Annotated in this window: 19 protein-coding genes and 3 tRNA genes; 16 read left to right on the forward strand and 6 right to left on the reverse strand. The window is 67.8% G+C overall.

All coding sequences use genetic code 11. The annotated features are described in order from the left end of the window. Positions 1-81 precede the first annotated feature (81 nt). Genes NE2_RS03940 through NE2_RS03965 form a run of 7 tightly spaced genes read left to right on the forward strand, consistent with a single transcriptional unit; the run spans position 82 to position 4,073 of the window. Positions 82-783 (forward strand): DUF2786 domain-containing protein, encoded by a 702-nt coding sequence (locus NE2_RS03940; RefSeq protein WP_063023947.1) that lies wholly within the window; start codon positions 82-84, stop codon positions 781-783. Continuing rightward, positions 783-968: a hypothetical protein gene (locus NE2_RS03945; RefSeq protein ID WP_146098686.1), complete on the forward strand. Its 186-nt coding sequence runs from the start codon at positions 783-785 to the stop codon at positions 966-968. The genes NE2_RS03940 and NE2_RS03945 overlap by 1 nt, the downstream gene beginning before the upstream one ends. Continuing rightward, the gene (locus NE2_RS35445) at positions 965-1,159 is read left to right on the forward strand and encodes a hypothetical protein (RefSeq protein ID WP_146165135.1); all 195 of its coding nucleotides are present in this window, start codon (positions 965-967) and stop codon (positions 1,157-1,159) included. Before NE2_RS03945 ends, NE2_RS35445 begins: the two co-directional genes overlap by 4 nt. Continuing rightward, the gene (locus NE2_RS36550) at positions 1,147-1,575 is read left to right on the forward strand and encodes an ASCH domain-containing protein (RefSeq protein ID WP_174553909.1); all 429 of its coding nucleotides are present in this window, start codon (positions 1,147-1,149) and stop codon (positions 1,573-1,575) included. Before NE2_RS35445 ends, NE2_RS36550 begins: the two co-directional genes overlap by 13 nt. Further along, positions 1,572-2,597 (forward strand): sigma-70 RNA polymerase sigma factor region 4 domain-containing protein, encoded by a 1,026-nt coding sequence (locus NE2_RS36655; RefSeq protein ID WP_218018551.1) that lies wholly within the window; start codon positions 1,572-1,574, stop codon positions 2,595-2,597. The genes NE2_RS36550 and NE2_RS36655 overlap by 4 nt, the downstream gene beginning before the upstream one ends. Beyond that, entirely contained in the window at positions 2,587-2,787 is a 201-nt protein-coding gene (locus tag NE2_RS03960; RefSeq protein ID WP_063023950.1) for a helix-turn-helix transcriptional regulator, read from the forward strand. The genes NE2_RS36655 and NE2_RS03960 overlap by 11 nt, the downstream gene beginning before the upstream one ends. Then, positions 2,787-4,073 (forward strand): tyrosine-type recombinase/integrase, encoded by a 1,287-nt coding sequence (locus tag NE2_RS03965; protein WP_167356700.1) that lies wholly within the window; start codon positions 2,787-2,789, stop codon positions 4,071-4,073. The genes NE2_RS03960 and NE2_RS03965 overlap by 1 nt, the downstream gene beginning before the upstream one ends. Here NE2_RS03965 and NE2_RS03970 read toward each other — a convergent pair. Then, positions 4,039-4,123: transfer RNA gene (locus NE2_RS03970), tRNA-Ser, on the reverse strand. The genes NE2_RS03965 and NE2_RS03970 overlap by 35 nt on opposite strands. Positions 4,124-4,326: 203 nt before the next feature. Here NE2_RS03970 and NE2_RS03975 point away from each other — a divergent pair. After that, positions 4,327-5,322 (forward strand): alpha/beta hydrolase, encoded by a 996-nt coding sequence (locus NE2_RS03975; RefSeq protein WP_233429656.1) that lies wholly within the window; start codon positions 4,327-4,329, stop codon positions 5,320-5,322. A 13-nt stretch (positions 5,323-5,335) separates the two neighbouring features. Here NE2_RS03975 and hisC read toward each other — a convergent pair whose 3' ends face one another. After that, positions 5,336-6,415 (reverse strand): histidinol-phosphate transaminase, encoded by a 1,080-nt coding sequence (gene hisC, locus NE2_RS03980; protein ID WP_063023954.1) that lies wholly within the window; start codon positions 6,413-6,415, stop codon positions 5,336-5,338. 174 nt (positions 6,416-6,589) lie between these two features. Here hisC and NE2_RS34710 point away from each other — a divergent pair, with 174 nt between their 5' ends. The 5 genes from NE2_RS34710 to NE2_RS04005 all read left to right on the forward strand — a co-directional run bounded on the left by NE2_RS34710 (position 6,590) and on the right by NE2_RS04005 (position 9,511). Further along, entirely contained in the window at positions 6,590-7,447 is an 858-nt protein-coding gene (locus NE2_RS34710) for a dienelactone hydrolase family protein (protein ID WP_063023956.1), read from the forward strand. An 86-nt stretch (positions 7,448-7,533) separates the two neighbouring features. Then, positions 7,534-7,623: transfer RNA gene (locus NE2_RS03990), tRNA-Ser, on the forward strand. Positions 7,624-7,659: 36 nt separating this feature from the next. Continuing rightward, positions 7,660-7,732: transfer RNA gene (locus NE2_RS03995), tRNA-Arg, on the forward strand. A gap of 74 nt (positions 7,733-7,806) precedes the next feature. Next, positions 7,807-8,652, forward strand: a complete 846-nt coding sequence (locus NE2_RS04000; protein WP_233429657.1) for a helix-turn-helix domain-containing protein — start codon at positions 7,807-7,809, stop codon at positions 8,650-8,652. Positions 8,653-8,677: 25 nt separating this feature from the next. Beyond that, positions 8,678-9,511, forward strand: a complete 834-nt coding sequence (locus NE2_RS04005; protein ID WP_063023958.1) for a dienelactone hydrolase family protein — start codon at positions 8,678-8,680, stop codon at positions 9,509-9,511. Positions 9,512-9,521: 10 nt separating this feature from the next. Here NE2_RS04005 and NE2_RS04010 read toward each other — a convergent pair whose 3' ends face one another. Then, positions 9,522-10,298, reverse strand: a complete 777-nt coding sequence (locus NE2_RS04010; protein WP_063023960.1) for a maleylpyruvate isomerase family mycothiol-dependent enzyme — start codon at positions 10,296-10,298, stop codon at positions 9,522-9,524. 113 nt (positions 10,299-10,411) lie between these two features. Between NE2_RS04010 and NE2_RS04015 the strand changes: the two genes are divergently transcribed. Next, on the forward strand, positions 10,412-11,971 hold the full coding sequence (locus tag NE2_RS04015; RefSeq protein WP_307617110.1) for an esterase-like activity of phytase family protein: 1,560 nt from the start codon (positions 10,412-10,414) through the stop codon (positions 11,969-11,971). A gap of 171 nt (positions 11,972-12,142) precedes the next feature. Here NE2_RS04015 and NE2_RS04020 read toward each other — a convergent pair whose 3' ends face one another. The 3 genes from NE2_RS04020 to NE2_RS04030 form a co-directional block, all read right to left on the reverse strand. Next, complete coding sequence (locus NE2_RS04020) at positions 12,143-12,925, reverse strand: DUF998 domain-containing protein (RefSeq protein WP_084493779.1); 783 nt, start codon at positions 12,923-12,925, stop codon at positions 12,143-12,145. 78 nt (positions 12,926-13,003) lie between these two features. Then, positions 13,004-13,420, reverse strand: a complete 417-nt coding sequence (locus NE2_RS04025; protein WP_063023962.1) for a very short patch repair endonuclease — start codon at positions 13,418-13,420, stop codon at positions 13,004-13,006. A 70-nt stretch (positions 13,421-13,490) separates the two neighbouring features. Beyond that, positions 13,491-14,633: a DNA cytosine methyltransferase gene (locus NE2_RS04030; RefSeq protein ID WP_063024072.1), complete on the reverse strand. Its 1,143-nt coding sequence runs from the start codon at positions 14,631-14,633 to the stop codon at positions 13,491-13,493. A 521-nt stretch (positions 14,634-15,154) separates the two neighbouring features. Between NE2_RS04030 and NE2_RS04035 the strand changes: the two genes are divergently transcribed. Together NE2_RS04035 and NE2_RS04040 are read left to right on the forward strand one after the other, a co-directional pair. Continuing rightward, positions 15,155-16,945 carry an ABC transporter ATP-binding protein gene (locus tag NE2_RS04035; RefSeq protein ID WP_063024074.1) on the forward strand — a complete coding sequence of 597 codons (1,791 nt, stop codon included), beginning with the start codon at positions 15,155-15,157 and terminating at the stop codon, positions 16,943-16,945. After that, positions 16,899-18,872 carry an ABC transporter ATP-binding protein gene (locus NE2_RS04040; protein WP_084493787.1) on the forward strand — a complete coding sequence of 658 codons (1,974 nt, stop codon included), beginning with the start codon at positions 16,899-16,901 and terminating at the stop codon, positions 18,870-18,872. Before NE2_RS04035 ends, NE2_RS04040 begins: the two co-directional genes overlap by 47 nt. Positions 18,873-18,893 lie beyond the last annotated feature (21 nt).

The raw sequence follows: 18,893 nt of genomic DNA on the forward strand, positions 1-18,893 counted from the left end.
CACCGGAGCCGGCACCCGATCCACCCACCCGGTGCCGGTCACCGAGCCCGCCAGCCGCCCACAGGAACGAGGGGCACGGCAGTGACACCCGATCAAGCCCGCGACAAGGTCACCAAGCTGCGCGCCCACGCCGACAGCGTCAACGGCACCCCCGAAGCCGTCCTGTTCTACGCCAAGGCCAACGAATTGGCCGCCGCGTACGGGCTCCCGCTCACCGAGCACCGCCAGCCAGCCGCCGAGACACCGCGCCCGAATCGGGCGCGGCCCAGCGGCACACAGCAATCCACCCCCACGAACGCGAGTAGGACCACCACCATGACCGGCACCGCAACCAAGACGAAGCCGGCCCGCCCCGCGGGCGACACCACGATGAGCAAGGCGTTCACCCCGCGTACCCGTGCCGCGTTCAACCGCACCAGCGAACCCGGCGCGCAGATCGAAGGCGTCATCGTCGCCATCGAGGAAGAGCCCGACCTCGATTACCGCACTCGCGCACCGAAACTCGACGCTGACGGCAACGAGCGCATGGTTCCGATCCTGATCGTGCAGACCGACGGCACCACCAAACCCTATGGGCAGGGCCTGCGGAAGGTCTGGGTCCGCACCGGCATCGCCGATGCCCTCATCGGCGCATGCATGGACGCCGGCGCCACCCGCACCGCCGTCGGCGGCAAGGTGCGGCTCCGGTACGAGGGACTCGGTGAACCGCCTGCCCCGAACTTCTCCGCCCCGAAGCTCTACACCGCCGTCTACGAGCCGCCCGTTGGAGAGGGGGAGTGCTGATGAACGAACCGATCCGTGTGCTTCAGTTGGTCAACACCGCAGTCACCGCACTGACGACTGGCGGACAATCCGCACTCGATGTCGTGATCCGCGATCTGGACGACAACGACATGGAAATCCTCATCACCCACATGGCCGAGTGCATCAACCTCGGCGCCCCCGCGGCGGTACGGAGCCGGGTATGAGCGACACGACAAAAATCCGAGTGACCGGCGAGCGAGACCACGTCAAAGCAATGATCACCGCCCTGGACCCCGTCGTGGACATCGTCACCGACTGGCGAATCTTCCCCCAGCGCAACGGAACCACGGTCAGCGCATACCTCGAAGCCCGCCCCCACACCACCACCGAGGAGGAGACCTCATGCCCCGACTGATGTCCGTCGCACTCACAGAGACCCAGGTCCGCAACCGCACCAAGACCGTCACCCGCCGAGCCGGCTGGAAGATGCTGTGCCCGGGTGACCGAGTCACGCTGTGCCGCAAGGTACAAGGCCGCAAACCCGGCGAGCCGCTCGACCGCATCACCGACGTCGAAATCGTCTCGGTGCACCAGGAACCGCTCGACGCCATCACCGCAGCTGAAGTCGCCGCTGAGGGGTTCTGCGACTGGACGCCGGCCGAGTTCGTCGAATTCTTCTGCAGCACGCACCGCGGCATCCGCCCCGACAGCGAGATCACGCGAATCGAATGGCGCTATCTGGATTCGATCATCCAGATCATGCTCATCCAGGAGGACTACCTGCGCCACGGTGCGGACGGGCCGCTCCAGCGGAACGGGGGCATACAGTGACGCTCGATATCTCCTCAGAGCCGCAATTCGCGCCGCTGGAAATCGGCTCCCACACTCTCTACATCCCGGGCCGGGTGACCGCCAGTGCGCACGACACCAGCCACGCCGAACAGGTGTCGGTGCGCAGCGACAGCCCTACGCACCACAACGCACCAGCCGAGACGAAGCCGGTGCGCAGTGTGCCGCGAGCGTGGCCGGTGCTATTGCTGGCGCTGCCGGCGTTCGTCGCGATCTGGTCCGGTTGGGTCGGACTTGGACAGCTCACCGGGTTCGGTCCGGTCCGACCGCTGCCGGGAATCTGGGACCAGTTCACGCTCAATACCGCGATCACTCTGCCGATCGGCATGGAGGCGTACGCCTCCTACGCGCTGTATGTCTGGCTGTCGGGACGGATCCGATCGGACCGAACCCGCAGCTACGCCAAGTATTCGGCATTCGGAAGCCTGGTACTCGGCGCCGTCGGACAGGTGGCATACCACCTCATGCGCGCCGCCGGCGTCGCCGTGGCGCCGTGGCCGGTAACCGTTCTGGTGGCCTGCCTGCCGGTCGGAGTCCTGGGTATGGGCGCGGCCCTCGCACACATGATCATCCGCGAACACCACGCTCCGAACCTGCGCACCGACGCTGCGCGGGCGGTGCGCAGCCCAGAAAGCGTGGGGCGTAGCGCTTGTGCAGAACGTGTCACCCCGGCCTCAGACGAGCGCCACGAGAACGGAGGCATGCCGGTCGCGTTACCGACTGCGCACCAGATCCGGCAGATCGAAGCGACCCCGGCAGCCGCCAACGCACCAGCCGGTGCGCGGGACCGGTGGGCCGACATTGCCGAAGAGATCTGCAGCGCCGATCCCGCCGGCCGCCGCGATCCGGAGAAGGTCGCGACGATCCTGCGGCTGCGCTTCGAGCGCAAATGGCCGCATGCCCGGATCGCCGACCACGTCGAACTGAGCCGCACCGCGGTCACGCGCACCATCAACGCCGCGCGTGACCACCTCCCGGAAGGAGCCGCCGAATATGGAAAGTGAGAAGTATCTACAGGCCAAGGACTGTGAACAACTGACCGGCATTCCGGCTGCGACATGGCGCTACTGGGCGCACATCGGCGCAGGCCCGACCAGCTTCAAACTCGGCCGGCGCCGCGTCTGGCGCCAGAGCGTGATCCTCGCGTGGATCGCCGAGCAGGAGGCCACCAGCGCCAGGGGAGGTGCGGCTTAGTGACGGCACGCCGCAATCCCCGGGCAGGAGTGGAGGACCGCTGGTACAAGTGGGTCACCGAGACGGACCCCGCCACCGGCGAGAAATCCCGCAAACGGGCGAAGTCCAAACAGCACGGCAAAGGCAAGCGTTGGCGCGCCCGCTACGTCGATCCCAACGGGGTCGAGCGCGAACGGCTGTTCAGCACCAAAGTCGAGGCGCAGCGATTCCTCGACGGCGACGTGACGACCAAAGTGGTCACCGGAACCTGGGTCGACCCTGATCGCAGCGGTGTCCTCTTCAGGGTGGTAGCAGAGAAGTGGTTCGCCACGAAGAAGGGCCGGAAGCCGAAGACGGTCGCCGGGTACAGGTCACTGCTCGACACCGTCGTTCTGCCGCAGTGGGGATCCGTAGCGCTTCGGGATATCGAGTTCGAGGACATCCAAGAATGGGTTGTCTGGTTGTCGGCCGCCGGCAGCAGCCGCTTCGAAGGCAGGGGCCTTTCCGCGTCGAGGGTGATTCAGTCGTATCAAATACTCGACCGGGTGCTGCGGTTTGCGATCAAGGCAAAGCGATTGCCGACGAACCCCGCGGAGGACGTCGAGCTGCCCTCGATGCCGTCGGCGGAGCGGCGATACCTGTCCCACCTGGAAGTCATGAGGCTCGCGTTGGCCGCTGGCCGCTTCCAGCCGTTGATATTCACCCTTGCCTACACCGGCATTCGCTTCGGCGAAGCTACCGCGTTGCGGGCAAGCGACATCGACATGTCGCGCCGACGGATCCGCATCTCCCGATCGGCATCCGGTGTGACCGGAGAAGGTGTGGTCGAAACCGACACGAAGAACCACACCACCCGCGAGGTGCCGGTCCCGAAGTTCCTTGAGAGGGAACTTGCCGCAGTAGTGGATGGTCTCGCGCCCCACTCGTTGGTGTTCCCTGGCCGGAAAGGCGACTATCTGACGTCCAGCGAATTCCGGTGGGCGTTCGACCGGGCCGTCAAGGCGACTGGCCTCGACGGGATCGTTCCGCATGGACTACGTCACACTGCGGCGTCGCTGGCTATCAGTGCCGGCGCCAACATCAAGGTCGTGCAGCGCATGCTCGGGCACAAGACCGCGACTCTGACACTCGACCTCTACGGCCACCTGTTCCCCGACGACCTGGACACCGTTGCCGCTGGGATGGATGCGGGCGCCGAAGCCGCTGCGGGCCGACTGCGGGCCGAACCCGTGCAGGACGCGACCCGCGAACCGAAAAACAACCCTCCACCTGCGGTGGGTGTGGGATTTGAACCCACGGTGGCGTGAACCACGACGGTTTTCAAGACCGTTCCCTTAGGCCGCTCGGGCAACCCACCTCGTTCCGGGCGCGCCGGAACGGTGTCTCAGCCTACTGGCGCGGGTGCGGGGATGCCGAATCGGTGCGGAGCGTCGGAAGACTCGCCGGAGATCGGGCCGTCGTGGGTTTTCGACGCCTCGCACGACCTCTGGCAGGATGACGGCCATGGTTCGTCGCCGGATACGGCGTCGGCTGTCCGGCGCTACCATCGCCGCACTCCTGATGAGTGGGGCGATCTGGGGAGCGCCGTCGATTGCCGCCGCGCCCGCGCCCCCGGCCGATTCGGGTTCCGCCGAGGGGCCGCCTCCGGCGCTGGACGATCCCCGTCCGGCCACCGCGTCGATCGACCACATCGAACCGATCAACGATCGCTGGCTGCGGGTTTTCGTGGACTCCCCGGCCATGGGACGCACGGTGCAGGTGCAGGTGCTGCTACCGGCCGATCGCAGCCATCCGCGCCCGACCGTCTACCTGCTCGACGGGCGCAGCGCGAGCAACCAGTACAACAACTGGACCGAGCGCGGTGGCGCGGTGCAGTTCTTCGCCGACAAGGACGTCAACGTGGTCCTCACGATCGGCGGCCCGGCGGGGTACTACACGGATTGGCAGCATCCGGATCCGGTGCTCGGCACCAACAAATGGGAGACCTTTCTCACTCGGGAACTGCCGCCGTTGATCGACGCGACCTTCGAAGGCAACGGCCGCGATGCCGTGGAGGGCGTCTCGATGGGGGCGGAGGCGGCGATGATGCTGGCGATACGCAACCCGCAGGCGTATCTCGCTGTCGCCGCCCACAGTGGTTGCTACGCGATGGGTTCGGATTTCGGGCAGGCGCAGGCGCGGGCCGTGGTGCGCACCTACGGCGGCGACCCGGACAACATGTTCGGCAAACAGGACGATCCCGATTGGCTCGCCCACGACGTGATGATGCACGCCGACACCCTGCGCGGTAAGGCGATCTTCCTGTCCGCCGGTTCCGGCGTGCCGGGACCCTACGACGTTCCGGGCAATCCGGAAGCGGTCTCGACGATCGGATTCGGTGGCCCGCTCGAGGCCGGCGCCAACGCCTGCACGATGGCGCTCGCGGATCGGCTGGAGCGCATGCAGATCCCGGCCGACGTCGATCTACGCCCGGTGGGGACGCATTCCTGGCCGTACTGGAAAGACGAGCTGCCGAGGGCTTGGCCCACCCTGGCGGCAGCCCTCGGCGTGCGCTGACCGCCGCGCGGGTTCAGCCGGCGAAGCGCGCGACGGTGTCCGGTGCGGTGGCGAAACTCAGGAACCGATCGTTCTCGTGCGGATCGCCCGCGGTGATCCGCACCCCGTCGGCACCGTAGGGCCGCACCAGAACTCCGGCTTCGGCGCTGGCCGCGCCGAACTCCGCGCTGTGCTCGCCCAGCGGCAGCCAGACGAAGTTGGCCTGGCTCGGCGGTACTCGGTATCCGGCCGCCAGCAGCGTCTCGCGCATACGTTCCCGCTCGGCCACCACATGATCGGTGCGGTCGAGCAGTTCGTGCCGCGCCTGCAGGCAGGCGATGGCCGCGGCCTGTGCCAGCCGATTCACGCTGAACGGGATGTGCACCTTCATCAGCGCGGTGATCAGTTCCGGATCGCCGACGGCGTAGCCGACCCGCAGCCCCGCCAGCCCGTATGCCTTCGAAAAGGTGCGCAGCACAACGATATTCGAGCGCCCTCGGCCGATCTGGACGCCGTCGGCCCGATCGTCGGCGGGCAGGCGCAGATATTCGAAGTACGCCTCGTCGAGCGCCACCAGTACGTCGTCGGGAACCGCGTCGAGGAAGCGGGTCAATTCGGCACGGCCGTACGCCGTTCCGGTCGGGTTGTTCGGATTGCACACGAAGACGAGCCGGGTCCGCTCGGTGATCGCCGCCGCCATCGCATCCAGATCGTGCGCGAATTCGTCGTTCAGCGGTACCGGCACGGCCGTCGCATTGCCGACCTGCGTGACGATCGGATACGCCTCGAAGGAGCGCCAGGCGAACACCACCTCGTCGGCGGGGGAGGCGCACGTGATCTGGACCAGTTCCTGGCACAGCGCGACGCTGCCGCAGCCGATCGCGACATTCTCGACCGCGACGTCGTGGAACTCGGCGAGGGCTGCTCGAAGTTCGCCGGAGGAGTTGTCCGGGTACCGGTTGATGAGTTCGGCCGCCTCGGCGATCACCTTGGCCACGCTCGGGAGCGGCCCCTGGGTGGTTTCGTTGCTGGCCAGTTTCACGGCGCCCGGATGACTGCGACCCGGAGCGTAGGCCGGAATGGACTCCAGGTCCGGACGAATACGAGCACTCACCCCAACACCTTAATTCCTCGCACGTCGCGGCGGCTCGCCGCGGTTGTCCGGGAGGCCCCGGCGGTCCGTCGGCCGGTCCGAACCGGCTGGGCGGTATGTCGGAAAATTTTCCGAGGAATGGGTACTTCCGTGCAACTTCTCCCGAATGTAACGGATGCGAACTACCCTGGTTTCATGTCGGGCATCTATCGAGATGAAGCACCATTGCGCGACAGCGGGCAGGTGGTCGACGGCGCTCCGGGCCCGGCGGCCGGAGGTCGGGTGCCCATCACGGTGATCGAGCCGGAGGGTTACGCGCGCGGAGGCATCGTCGTACTCCACGAGTCCCGTCAGTTTGCCGATGTATTGCTGGAAATGATGAAATCGCTGGCCGGTGAAGGCTGGATCATGGTGGCGCCCAATCTGTTCCACCGTTTCGCCTGTCCGGAGGGGCGCGGTGAAGGCGCCGGATCGGTCAACGACCGCGATCTGGCCGCCGTCGGCGCACGGGTGTCCGACGGGCCGGGTGCGGTCGCCACCGCCGTCGCGGGGGGCGCCGAGATCGAGCAGGTGTTCGGTGCGGATCTCTTCGCCGACTTCGACGCTTGCTTCGACTGGCTGGTCGGCCGGGGAGTCTTCCCCGACACCGTGGGCGTACTCGGCTTCGACAACGCCGGCACCGCCGCACTGCTGGTCGCCACGAACCGGCCCATCGGGGCCGCCGTGAGCGTCGCGGCACCCGGCATCGTGGAGCCGCTGACCACGGAGGCGGTGGCACTGGTCGACGCCGCACCGCAGCTGCAGGCTCCCTGGCTCGGCCTCTACGGCAACGACGATCCGGTCAACCCGGCCGCCCACGTCGAACGCCTCCGTGATGCTGCGGCGCGAGCTTCGGTGGCCACGCTGGTCGTGAGCTATCCGGGTCTGCATCACCGCCCGGACCATCCCGGCTTCGATATGGCCGACTTCGAGCAGCTTCCCGAGGAGGAAAAGCGGCAGTTGATCGACGCGCAGACCAGAATCTTCGATTGGTTCGACAGCCACCTGCGTTGACCAGCCGTTTTGCGTCCTGACCGGTTGCTCTGTACTCTTGCCTCTCGGCGGTTCGAAAGGACCGGCGCCCTCGAAAGAAGGCTCCAGGAGGCGTGCCAGAGCGGCCGAATGGGACTCACTGCTAATGAGTTGTCCCTTCACGGGGACCGGAGGTTCAAATCCTCTCGCCTCCGCCACGCCCGGGTAACCGGGCACACAACTGAACAGGACCTGCGCCCGTAGCTCAACGGATAGAGCATCTGACTACGGATCAGAAGGTTGGGAGTTCGAGTCTCTCCGGGCGCGCAGAAGGAAGGCCCCGTCGCATTACGGCGGGGCCTTCTTCGTCTCTCGTTGCGGATCCGATCTACCCTGGCCGGGTGGGAGATCGCGCGTGGGAGATCGTGCGCCCGCGCGAGGCCGCGGACGGGCTTGCGATGCTCGGGTATCGCGATCGTGCCGGTGCCGGGTTGGAGCTTCGGGTGGCGGTGATTCCGGCGGTGACCGTGGCGGTCGACTTCGGCGGGGGTGGGCTGGTCGTCGAGACGACGGAGGCGAGTCGGGCGAGCGGTGGGATGGTGGCGGGTTTCTCCGGGGGGTTGATGGCGATTCGGGCCGAACGTGCGGCGTGCGTCGAGGTGCGGATGTCTCCGCTGCGGGCGTATTCGGTGCTCGGGGTCGGGCCGGGTGAGTTGGGTGCTGCCGTGGGTCTGGACGAGGTGTGGGGCGCCTCGGCGGAGCGGTTGCGTGCGCAGCTCGCGGAGGCGGCGAATTGGGAGGAGCGGTTCGCGCTCACGAGAACGTTTCTGACGCAACACTTCCGGCCCGAGCGCACACCGGATGCGGGAGTCGTGGCCGGGTGGAACCGTATCGTCGCGGACCGCGGGCAGGTCCGGGTCGCCGAACTGGCCGAATCCTGCGGCTGGAGTCGCAAACGGCTGTGGACGAGGTTCGAATCGCAGATCGGACTCACGCCCAAACGCGCCGCGATGCTGGTTCGGTTCCGGCATGCGGTCGAGGGGCTGGTGGCGGGCCGGCCGGCCGCCGATGTCGCGGCCTCCTGCGGTTACAGCGATCAGGCCCATATGTCCCGGGAGATCGCGAGTTTCGCCGGTCGCACGCCGAACACGCTGGCACGGGAACCGCACACGCCGATCGGGCAGCACCGATACCGGGCCTGGGGAACATTTTTTCAAGACCCGGCGGGGGTGGTCGGCCGAGGGTGAAGGCCCGAACGAGAAAGGGCCGGCCATGGCAGACGACGATCTTCACGATTTCGAACACGCGACCTTCACCCATGAGGGCAAGTCCCGCACGATCTTTCGGCAGGGCAGCGGGCCCGCGGTGATCGTCATGGCGGAATTTCCCGGCATCTCGCCGGACGTCTTCGACTTCGCCCGGCGGGTAGCGCGCATCGGCTGTACGGCGGTGGTGCCGCATCTGTACGGCAATCCGGGGCGGGACCCGGATCCGGCCGCGCATGGCACTCTTGCCGCGCTGGCGAATGTCGCCGGCCAGTTCGGGCCGATCTGTGTCAGCCGGGAGTTCGTGGTGCTGGCGACCGGCCGCACGTCCCCGGTGGTGCGGTGGCTGCGGGCGCTGGCCGCCGATGAGCATCGGCGGTGCGGCGGACCGGGAGTCGGTGCCGTCGGAATGTGTTTCACCGGAGGTTTCGCGCTGGGGATGGCTGTGGACGACCGATTGGTCGCACCCGTGCTCTCACAGCCCGGCCTGCCGCTGGGGTTCACCACCCGGCAGAAATGCTCGGTCGACCTCTCACCCGACGATCTGGAGCGCGTCAAACAGCGTTGCGGCGAGGGTCTTTCGGTGATGGGGCTGCGATTCCGCGGTGACCGGCGCTCACCCGCGCAACGTTTCGAATTCCTGCGCCGGGAACTCGGCGACGCCTTCATCGCCATCGAACTCGACGATGCCGCCGCCAATCCGGAGGGCGTGCTGAGCGCGCATTCGGTACTCACCGAACATCTCATCGACGAACCGGGCGAACCGACTCAGGCCGCGCTGCACCGCGTCCTGGATTTCCTCGCCGAACGGCTCGAGGTGCCGGGACGGACGGACCGCTGAACCCGGCGCCTCACAACCACGCGGGCAGATTCGGCAGATGTCCGGTGAGCCCCACGCCCTCGCTGCGGCCGATCAACCACGCCAGCAGCTCCGCTGCCGGCCCGGAGATGGTGTCGGAAGGGTCGGGGCCCACCTTGGCGGTGAAATCGGTGTCGGTGGCGACGAGGGTGAAACTCGGCGGCGGTGGCTGATCCGGGTCGGAGGTCATCGGCTTGGCATCGGCGGGGCGATGTGCGGAGGCCGCGTGGTCGAATCCGGCGGACACCTCCGGCAGCATCCGGGCCACGAAGGCGGCCGGCCAGTCCGCGGGCCGGTAGCCGATGTTCAGATCGACGCGGTGAATCTCGATCTCGCGCAGGCGCAACCACGGCACCACCGCGGCGGCCAGCTCCTTACCCGTGCGAGCCCGCACCCGGTACTGCCAGCGTTCCGGCGGCATGGCCCGAGCCAGGCCGAGGAAGCGATCGGCGGAGGCGCGCAGATCGCTCAGCTGCTCGGCGAGCGGGCGCGGCGCACCGGCCTCGATATCGGAATCGCGCAGCAGTTGGCTTGCGTACTGCGGGGTTTCGATGCCGGTGCGGGCCCACAGCAGCAGGTTCACCAGGCCGTCGGCATTGCGGGAGAGGTGGGCCAGCAGGTGGCCGCGCGTCCAGCCCGGCAGCAGTGACGGTTCGGCGATATCGCTGTCGTGCAAGGCTTCCACCGCACCGACCAGCGACTCGGTCGCCGAATGCACGGCTTCGAGCAGGTCGACGGGAACGGCTGATTCCGGCGCTTCGCTGGTCACCTGGGTGACCCTACCCAGCGCTGGGAACGCGCGCTGGGCGAACTCGATTGCCGTCGGATAACTGTTCAGGTGCCCGACAGCTGATCGTCGACTCGGCAGGATAGGTATCACCGGTGGGAACCAGTCACATGCTCCGATTCGCCCTCGCCGGCGTCGTACTCTGCGCGGCCGCCGCCTGTTCGTCCGGCGATGGCGAACCGCAATGGCACACCGACCGGGACCGGCCGCTGACCGTGTCGCTCGACGATCTGTCCGCCCGCACCGGCGGCGGTGCGGCGGTCGCCTTCGGCACCCCGGCCCACGGCCGCCTGGACCGCACCGCCGACGGTTCCCTGCGCTACACGCCGGAGCCCGGATACCAGGGTGAGGACACATTCACGGTGACCACCTCCGATGCGGTTCACCTCTACACCACCGATATCGCGCCGCTCGGCGAGTTCGGTGGAACCACGGTGCAGGGCAGCGGATTCGGGTCCGCGTGGACGCCGGTGCCGGGGTCGGCCGACGAGTTCTACGGACTCACCGACCGCGGCCCGAACGTCGATGGCCCCGGCAAGAACGAAAAGCTCGTTCCCATCCCGAGTTTCGTGCCGAAGATCGGAAAATTCCGGTTGACCGGAACGCGTGCGGTGCTGGAATCCTCCATCGACCTGAAGAACCGTGCGGGCGTCGGCTTCAACGGACTCGTCGACACCGCGGCGTCGACCGGGGAGACCATGCGCGATCTCGACGGCCACCCCTTGCCGCCCATCGACCACGGCCTGGACCCGGAAGGATTGGTCGCGCTGCCCGACGGCACCTTCTGGGTCTCCGACGAATACGGTCCGTTCCTCGTGCACTTCGACGCGTCCGGCACCGAAATCGACCGCCTCGCACCCGGTTCCGGGTTGCCGCGCGAATTGTCGCTGCGGACGCCGAATCAAGGCATGGAAGGCCTGACTGTCACGCCGGACGGGCGCCGATTGGTCGGTGTGATTCAAAGCGGTTTGCAGACACCGGGATTGGATTCCGCGCGGGAGGTGCCGATGACCCGAATCGTCACGGTCGACTTGCAGACCCGCGCCGCAGCCGAATTCGTGTACCCGCTCGAGGATCCGAAGCGCAAACTGGCCGTCTCCGAAATCACCGCACTCGACGACCACACCTTTCTGGTGGACGAACGCGACGGCGAACTCGCGCCGAAGGCGAACAAGAAACTGTGGACGATCGATCTGAACGGCGCCACCGATATCGGACCGCGAGCCGCCGTTCCCGGCACCCGATACGACCCGAATCTCGGCCTGCTGGTCGGCGACAAACCGCTGGAAACCTACGTCGGCAAGGTATCGACCGCCGAGGGGATCGCCGCGCTCGGCAAGGCGGGTATCACCCCGGTCGCGAAGAAGTCGAACCTGGATCTCGCCGGATTGGTCGCGGGGCTGAATCCGGCCGGCGCATTCTTCGGCCACGACAAAATCGAGGGCGTCGCCACCACCGACGGCGGCCGCACGCTCTATATCTCCGACGACAGTGATTTCGGATTGGGGGGAAGCACCGGTAGCGAGCCGCCCTTCGGCCTGAAACCGAAGATCTTGCCGGACGGCCGCCAGGACACCGGCGAAATCCTGCGCGTCGATACCGGGGCGCTTCCGGCACGCACCACGACGCACACCGTCACCGTCTCGGTCGGCTAGCCGGCATTCTCAGGTTTTACCCATGTTCCGCACAAATGCATGCCAGTCGCCGCTGTCACCGTGGGTATATGAACACAGTTGTCGAGGTACTGGTAATGGGCGTCATACTGGCCACCTTCGCGGCCATGGCGATCGCGGGCGCGGTGGCGGAATCGGCGCCCCGCTCACTGGTCATGCTGCGGAACGACGAGCCCGTGCGCGCTTCCGCCCGTCGCCGTTGATCACGCGCTGCGCGACCCAGATCTGCACCGCGAGCGCGATCAGCCACAGCGACATGGATCCGACCTGGATGCGCTGGGCGATGCCCAGTGCGTAATTGCCCGGCAGATTGTCGGCGATCAGCATCCAGGCCGTAGCGGTCGAGCCGATGATGAGGATCCACAATCCGGAATGCCGCAGAATCGGCCAGCGCCGATAGCGGAAGGCGGCGACGCTGAAGGCGATCATCGCCACGAATATCGACGTGACCGCGAGCGTGCTGGTCAGCGCGTGAATCTGGTGCAATTGCGGAAACATGCCGCTGTCCGACGGCGGGCACGGCGCCGAGCAGGTGTGCAACGGCCATTGCGCATCGGCGATCGTGGACGCGCCGAAACAGCCCAGCGCCACCCAGCCGACGGTCGACAAACGCCGCCGCGAGAAGACGAACATCGCCGTAATCGCGGAAATCAAGGTGAGCGAACCGGCGATGGTGTCGCCCAGATCGAACACCCAGCGAAAGGGACGGCCCTCGGCGTCCAATTCGCTCAGGAACGACCTGATCGGATTCAGATGGATCGGCAGGACGAATTCCAGGACCCACGACGAATAGCAGACCCCCGCGACGGCGATAGCGGCCGCGATCAGTAAGCGGACCAGGCGGAACCGCACGCGCGCGGGTGCGTGGTCTCGCTCCAGTACGGCGACCGCACCGGATTGGTCCGCCGCACGATCATGCGGCTCGCTCGGCGTCATTGCCCTCGTTTCACGTCATCGCCCACGTCCGGAATATGCCGAATTCCGCTGCAATGTCGGCTGCACTTCCATCATGGTCTATCGATCCGACAAAGCCGACTGCACCCGATCCGCGGCGGCCATCGAATCCTCGTGTTCCCAGACCCGAACCACCAGCCAGCCCGCGGCGGCGAGCCGCGCATCGGTATCGCGGTCGCGGGCCACGTTGCCGGCCAATTTCTCGGCCCACCACTCGGCGTTGTTCTTCGGGTAGGTGGCGTGTTCGGGGCAGCAGTGCCAGAAACACCCGTCCACGTACACCGCCACCTTGCGGCGCGGGAAAACCAGGTCGGCGCGGCGGCGCAAACCCGGAAGTGGGGCGCGGTCCACGAAGTAGCGCAGACCTCGCCGATGCAGTTCGGTGCGCAACGCGGTCTCCGGGGCGGTACCCGCCCGCCGCTGCCGAGCCATCCGGGCACTGGTCACCGCGTCGGTGACGGGACGGCCGGAACTCATGCACAACCCTTACAGCGTCCACCGGCGTGCCGGTGTTCCCGGGGTCGGATTCGGTGACCTATTCGACACCTCACGCCGCCTCCAGCGGCAGGCCTCCCATGCGGATCAGGTGGTTCTCCACATCGGCGAGGAAACCGGGCGGGAAGCGCAGCGTGCCGCGGGCGGCGCGGCGCAGGAAACCGGCGGTCGCGCGGGCCGACAGCAGGCGGGCGTCGTCGAGGAACCAGCGCAGATCCTCGTACGGCTCGTGCGCCGGCCACGTCGAGACCGGGACCCGATAGGCCGTGCCCGCATGGCCCCAGGCCGCCGTCGGCCAGCGATGCGCGGTCAGCGGCGTGTACTCCGCGACCACGCCGTCGGAGGGCGCGGCCAAGCGGGAGCCGATCCACGACGCCATCCGCACACTCACCGCATTGCCGACCAGTTTCCACCGATGTCCGGGGCGGACCCCGGCGGCGGAGAGCGCGGGCGCGGTCCAATCGTGGGAAAACCCTTGCAGCCGTTCGGCATCGGTGATTCCGGGAGTGACGATCTCACCGGCCGGCAACCGGACCGCGGGCGGACTGGCGATCCCGAGCCCGGACCCGCCTTTCAGCGTCGGCACCGCATTCACCGCCCAGCCCAGCCCGCGCACCCCCTCGGTCCAGTAGAAGCCGCACGGATCCACCTCCGGATCGCCGATCGTGCGTGGCCCCGCATCGGTTCCGAACAGCACCGGCCGCGGATCCTCCGACCGCGACGCCAGCATCAGCACCCGCTGCCGCCGCTGTGGCAGCCCGAAGGCGCGCGCGTCGACCACCCGGTAGGCCCAGGTGTAGCCCAGCTCCTCCAACGCGGCCGTGATGTGCCGCATCGCCTGTCCACGCCCCAGCTGCAACATGAACGGGACGTTCTCGATCAGCAGCCAGCGTGGGCCGCGTTTGCGCCGGACCAGCCGGAACACCTCGTCGACCAGACCGGAGCGCTCGCCGGTGATACCGGCCGTCCGTCCCGCCTGCGACAGGTCCTGACAGGGAAATCCGGCGGCGACCAGCTCTGTCCCGGCGGGCAGTCCGCGCAGGCGGGTGACATCGGCGTGGGTCTCGACATCGGGGAAGCGGGCGGAGAGGACGGCGCGTGCGCCCGGGTCGATCTCGCAGAGCAGCTCGGTACGCCAACCGTGTGCGTTGAGCCCGAGCTCCAAACCCCCGATTCCGGCGAACAACCCGACCATCCGCGTGTTGTTCACAGCCGGTGGTCCTTTCGCCCGAATCCCCGTCGGGCACCGGCGCGGTCGCGAAGGGCCCGGGTGTGGAGGTTACTCGAGCAGGTCGAGGGCGTCAGCAATCAGTGGGTGGTGTTCTTCGGATGTGCACGGGCGCGTGGGGAAATGAGAGGCGGACCATCCGGTGAGGCACTGGCTGTATTTTCGGCCTCCGCTTCGCTCCGGCGGGGTCACGTGCACAGTTGCCGAAGGTGCAGTAGGGGCGAGCCCAGTATGTCGGTTCACAGCTGTGCGGTTGGGAGTGGTCGGGCGGCCCAGCGGCCGAAAATCGGTTGGCGGCCGGGGGCGGCGCTGGCAATCTGGAAGGTCGTACGCGCGCTCGGTCGGGGGCCGGGGCGGTGCGGTAGTGAGCGATTCGGCGAAAGACGACCTGGCGAAGGGGGATTGTTGTGTCCGTCGCTACGACGGAGACCGTATCCGATTCGGAGGACGACAGAACCGGAACGGTCGACGAAAATTACACCACCCGAGTGACGGGTGCGGGTTCATTGCGGCGTCTGTGGCCGGAGATCCGGCCCTATCGGGCGGCGCTGTTCGGGAGCGCCGTGCTGTCGGGGCTCGGCATGCTGTGCGATATCGCGTTGCCGTTCGTCACCGCGCGGATCGTCGACGGGCCGGTCGCGCAGCGGGATTTCGGCGGCATCTGGGTGCCGATCGGCCTGGTGGTAGGGCTGGCGGTGCTCAGCACGGTCACCTCGTGGTGGCGGCGGTGGATCATCGCGGCGCCCGCGAGCCGGCTCGAGGTGTCGTTGCGCGGCAAGCTTTTCCAGCGATTGCAGGTGCTGTCGGTCGGCGTGCACGACGGGATGGAGTCCGGGCAGCTCACCTCGCGGGCGATCACCGACATGTCCACCCTGCGGCGCTTTTTCGCCTTCGTCGCGCCGTCGCTGCTGTCGCTGAGTGCGACGCTCGGCGTGGGTGTGGCGCTGCTGTTCGTCTTGAGCTGGCAGATCGGGTTGATCGAACTGCTCATCGCGGTTCCGCTCGTCCTGCTCGCACTGCAATTCGAACAGGGCTACGGTCGCGCGTCCCGTCGCGCGCAGGACCAGTCCGGCCATCTCGCCACCACGGTCGAGGAATCCGCACAGGGCATTCGCGTCCTCAAGGCGTTCGGCCGCGGCCCGTGGTTCGGCCGCCGGTTCCGGGCCGAGGCGCGCGAACTGCAAACCCTCGAGCTGGCCAAAGTGCGGTTGGCGGCGCGGTTGTGGACCGCGCTGAACACGCTGTCCGCGTTGGGCATCGCGGCCGCACTCGCCATCGGCGGATATCTGCTCACCGAACAGGCGATGACGGTCGGCGCCCTGGTCGCCGGCATCACCCTGACCACCTATCTGCAGTGGCCGATCATGGGCTTCGGCTTCCTGCTGGCCGAGATGAACCACGCCCGCACCGCGGCGCAACGGTTCTGGGAGGTGATCGACACCCCCGTCGAGATCACCGATCCCGAGCATCCCGTGCCCGCGCCGCAGCCGCTGCGTGGTGAATTGCGGTTCGAGCGGGTGCGTTTCCGCTTCCCGGACGCCGAACGTGATCTGCTGCACGATATTTCGCTGCACGTGCGTCCCGGGGAGACCGTCGCGGTGGTCGGCGCCACCGGCAGTGGTAAGTCGGCGTTGCTGGGCCTGGTGCCGCGACTGTTCGACGTCGCGGCCGGTGCGGTGACCATCGACGGTATCGACGTGCGCTCGCTGCGACTGTCGGATCTGCGGTCACAGGTCTCGGTGGCCTTCGAGGATCCGGTGCTGTTCTCGGCCAGCGTGCGCGAGAACATCACCCTCGGCTACCCCGACGCCGGCGAGGACCGGATCCGCGCCGCACTGAACGTGGCCTGCGCCGCGCAGTTCGTCGACGAATTGCCGTGGGGTCTGCGCACCCGGATCGGGGAACAGGGCCTGAGCCTTTCCGGCGGTCAACGGCAGCGGCTGGCGCTGGCGCGAGCCGTCCTGGACCGGCAGAAACATGCCGGCGGGCACGTCGTGGTTCTGGACGACCCGCTCTCCGCTCTGGATGTGAGCACCGAAGAACAGGTCCAGAAGCGACTGCGAGAGGCGCTGGCCGGTGCCACCGTGCTGCTGGTGGCCCACCGCCCGTCGACCGCGGCCTGGGCGGATCGGGTCGCCGTCCTCGACGGGGGCCGCATCATCGCCGACGGACCTCATGAACGACTACTCGAAACCTGTTCGCGCTACCGGGAATTGATGGGAGGTGATCTCGATGCCGGAGAACCCGAACGAGGACGCAGCTTCGCGCACGAACACTGACCGGGCGGGCACGAACAGCGGCCGCCCGGAAGCCGCGGCCCACGACGAGGCTGCCGGCGCCGTGGCCCTCCGCGTCGACGCCGATTCCGAGGCCGACTGGCGGGGCGTGGCCGCCGAGGAAGGGGAGCAGACCGAGGCGGTCAACCTCGCCCTGGCGGCACGGTCGCGCCGCCTGCTGTGGTCGCTGATCCGCCCCTACCGCCGGTGGGCGGCCGCCGCGCTGGTGTTGATCGTGATCGACAATGCCGCCCTGGTGGCGACGCCGCTGTTCGTCGCACACGGAGTCGACACCGGTGTCGCACGCGCGCTCGACGGCGACTGGTTGCCGCTGGCGCTGGCCGTGGGCGGCATCCTCGGCTGCACCGCGCTCGGTGGCGTGACGACCTTCCTCTTCCTCCGCGTCTCCGGCAGGTTGAGCCAGCAGGTGCTGTTCGATCTGCGGCTACGGGTCTTCACGCACGTGCAGCGGCTCTCGATCGATTTCCACGAGAACTACACCTCCGGCAAGATCGTCGCGCGGCTCACCAGCGATCTGGAATCGCTCGAGGATCTGCTCGAGCGCGCGCTCAACGACGCGCTGAGCGCCGTGCTGTCGGTGGTGACGATCGCGGGAATTCTGCTGTGGCTGGATATTCCGCTCGCCGCGGTGGTGCTGCTCGGTTTCGTCCCGCTGGTCTTCGTGACCCGCTGGGCACAGCGGCGTCAGCGCGCCGGCTACCGCCGCACCCGAGGCGCGATCGCGAAGGTGGTCGTGCATTTCGTCGAGACCATGGGCGGAATCCGTGCGGTGCAGGCCTTTCGGCGCGAGGAGCGCAACGAGGCCATTCTGGTCGACTCCGATGCCGAGTACCGCTCGGCCAATATCAGTGCGCTGCACGGGATGGCGGCCTACATCGGCCTGGTGCGGTTGATCAGCAATGTGACCAACGTCGTCATCCTGGTCGTCGGTGCGTGGCGAGTGATTCACGGCCACACCGAAATCGGTGTGCTCGCGGCCTTCCTGCTGTACCTGCGGCAGTTCTACGGTCCGTTGGACGAATTGGCCCAGGTGTTCAACTCCTATCAGTCCGCGGCGGCCGCGCTGGAGCGGATCTCGGGCGTGCTGGAGGAGCGGCCGAGCGTGGCCGAACCCGATGCCCCGCATCCACTCGCGCGTGCGCGAGGTGAACTGCGCCTGAGCGATGTCGTCTTCGGCTACCCGAGCCGGGACGACGTGTCCGGCACCGCGGATCGGCCGGTGCGGTCGGTGCTGCCACGCTTCTCGCTCACCGTCGCGGCCGGCCAGGTCGTCGCGCTGGTCGGTGCCACCGGTGCCGGCAAGTCGACCCTGGCCAAGCTGATCGCGCGGTTCTACGATCCCTCGTCGGGCACGGTGTCGCTGGACGGTATCGATCTGCGCACGATCGCCGACGCGGATCTGCGCCGCGCGGTCGCGATGGTGACGCAGGAGTCGTACCTGTTCTCCGGTTCGGTCGCCGACAACATCCGGCTCGGCAGACCCGAGGCCACCGATGCCGAGGTGTTCGCGGCGGCCCGCGCGGTCGGGTTGTACGACTTCGTGATGTCGCTGCCGGACGGATTCGACACCGATGTGCGCAAGCGCGGCGGGCGATTGTCGGCCGGCCAGCGCCAGCTCGTCGCCTTCGCGCGCGTCTTTTTGGCCGATCCCGCGGTGATCGTGCTGGACGAGGCCACCTCGAGCCTGGACATCCCGGGTGAGCGGCAGGTACAGCGGGCGCTCGAGACCGTGCTGCGCGGGCGCACCGCGGTGATCATCGCGCATCGCCTGTCGACCGTCGCCATCGCCGACCGGGTGCTGGTGATGGATTCCGGGCGCATCGTCGAGGACGGGACGCCCGCGGATCTGATCGCATCGACCGGACGTTTCGCCGCTCTGCACACCGCGTGGCGCGAATCGCTGGTGTAGCGCAGGTGAACAACTCGCGTG

The organism is Nocardia elegans NBRC 108235, assembly GCF_001612845.1.
GTDB classification, from domain to species: Bacteria; Actinomycetota; Actinomycetes; order Mycobacteriales; family Mycobacteriaceae; genus Nocardia; species Nocardia nova.

What these genes read in the sequence shown, in the direction of transcription:
- NE2_RS36550 (WP_174553909.1), top strand. Translation starts at nt 1,147, where the DNA reads ATGCCCCGACTGATGTCCGTCGCACTCACAGAGACCCAGGTCCGCAAC.
- NE2_RS04020 (WP_084493779.1), bottom strand. Translation starts at nt 12,925, where the DNA reads ATGACGCCGAGCGAGCCGCATGATCGTGCGGCGGACCAATCCGGTGCG.
- NE2_RS04030 (WP_063024072.1), bottom strand. Translation starts at nt 14,633, where the DNA reads ATGGTCGGGTTGTTCGCCGGAATCGGGGGTTTGGAGCTCGGGCTCAAC.
- NE2_RS04025 (WP_063023962.1), bottom strand. Translation starts at nt 13,420, where the DNA reads ATGAGTTCCGGCCGTCCCGTCACCGACGCGGTGACCAGTGCCCGGATG.
- NE2_RS35445 (WP_146165135.1), top strand. Translation starts at nt 965, where the DNA reads ATGAGCGACACGACAAAAATCCGAGTGACCGGCGAGCGAGACCACGTC.
- NE2_RS03975 (WP_233429656.1), top strand. Translation starts at nt 4,327, where the DNA reads ATGAGTGGGGCGATCTGGGGAGCGCCGTCGATTGCCGCCGCGCCCGCG.
- NE2_RS03945 (WP_146098686.1), top strand. Translation starts at nt 783, where the DNA reads ATGAACGAACCGATCCGTGTGCTTCAGTTGGTCAACACCGCAGTCACC.
- NE2_RS03960 (WP_063023950.1), top strand. Translation starts at nt 2,587, where the DNA reads ATGGAAAGTGAGAAGTATCTACAGGCCAAGGACTGTGAACAACTGACC.
- NE2_RS04040 (WP_084493787.1), top strand. Translation starts at nt 16,899, where the DNA reads ATGCCGGAGAACCCGAACGAGGACGCAGCTTCGCGCACGAACACTGAC.
- NE2_RS04005 (WP_063023958.1), top strand. Translation starts at nt 8,678, where the DNA reads ATGGCAGACGACGATCTTCACGATTTCGAACACGCGACCTTCACCCAT.
- NE2_RS34710 (WP_063023956.1), top strand. Translation starts at nt 6,590, where the DNA reads ATGTCGGGCATCTATCGAGATGAAGCACCATTGCGCGACAGCGGGCAG.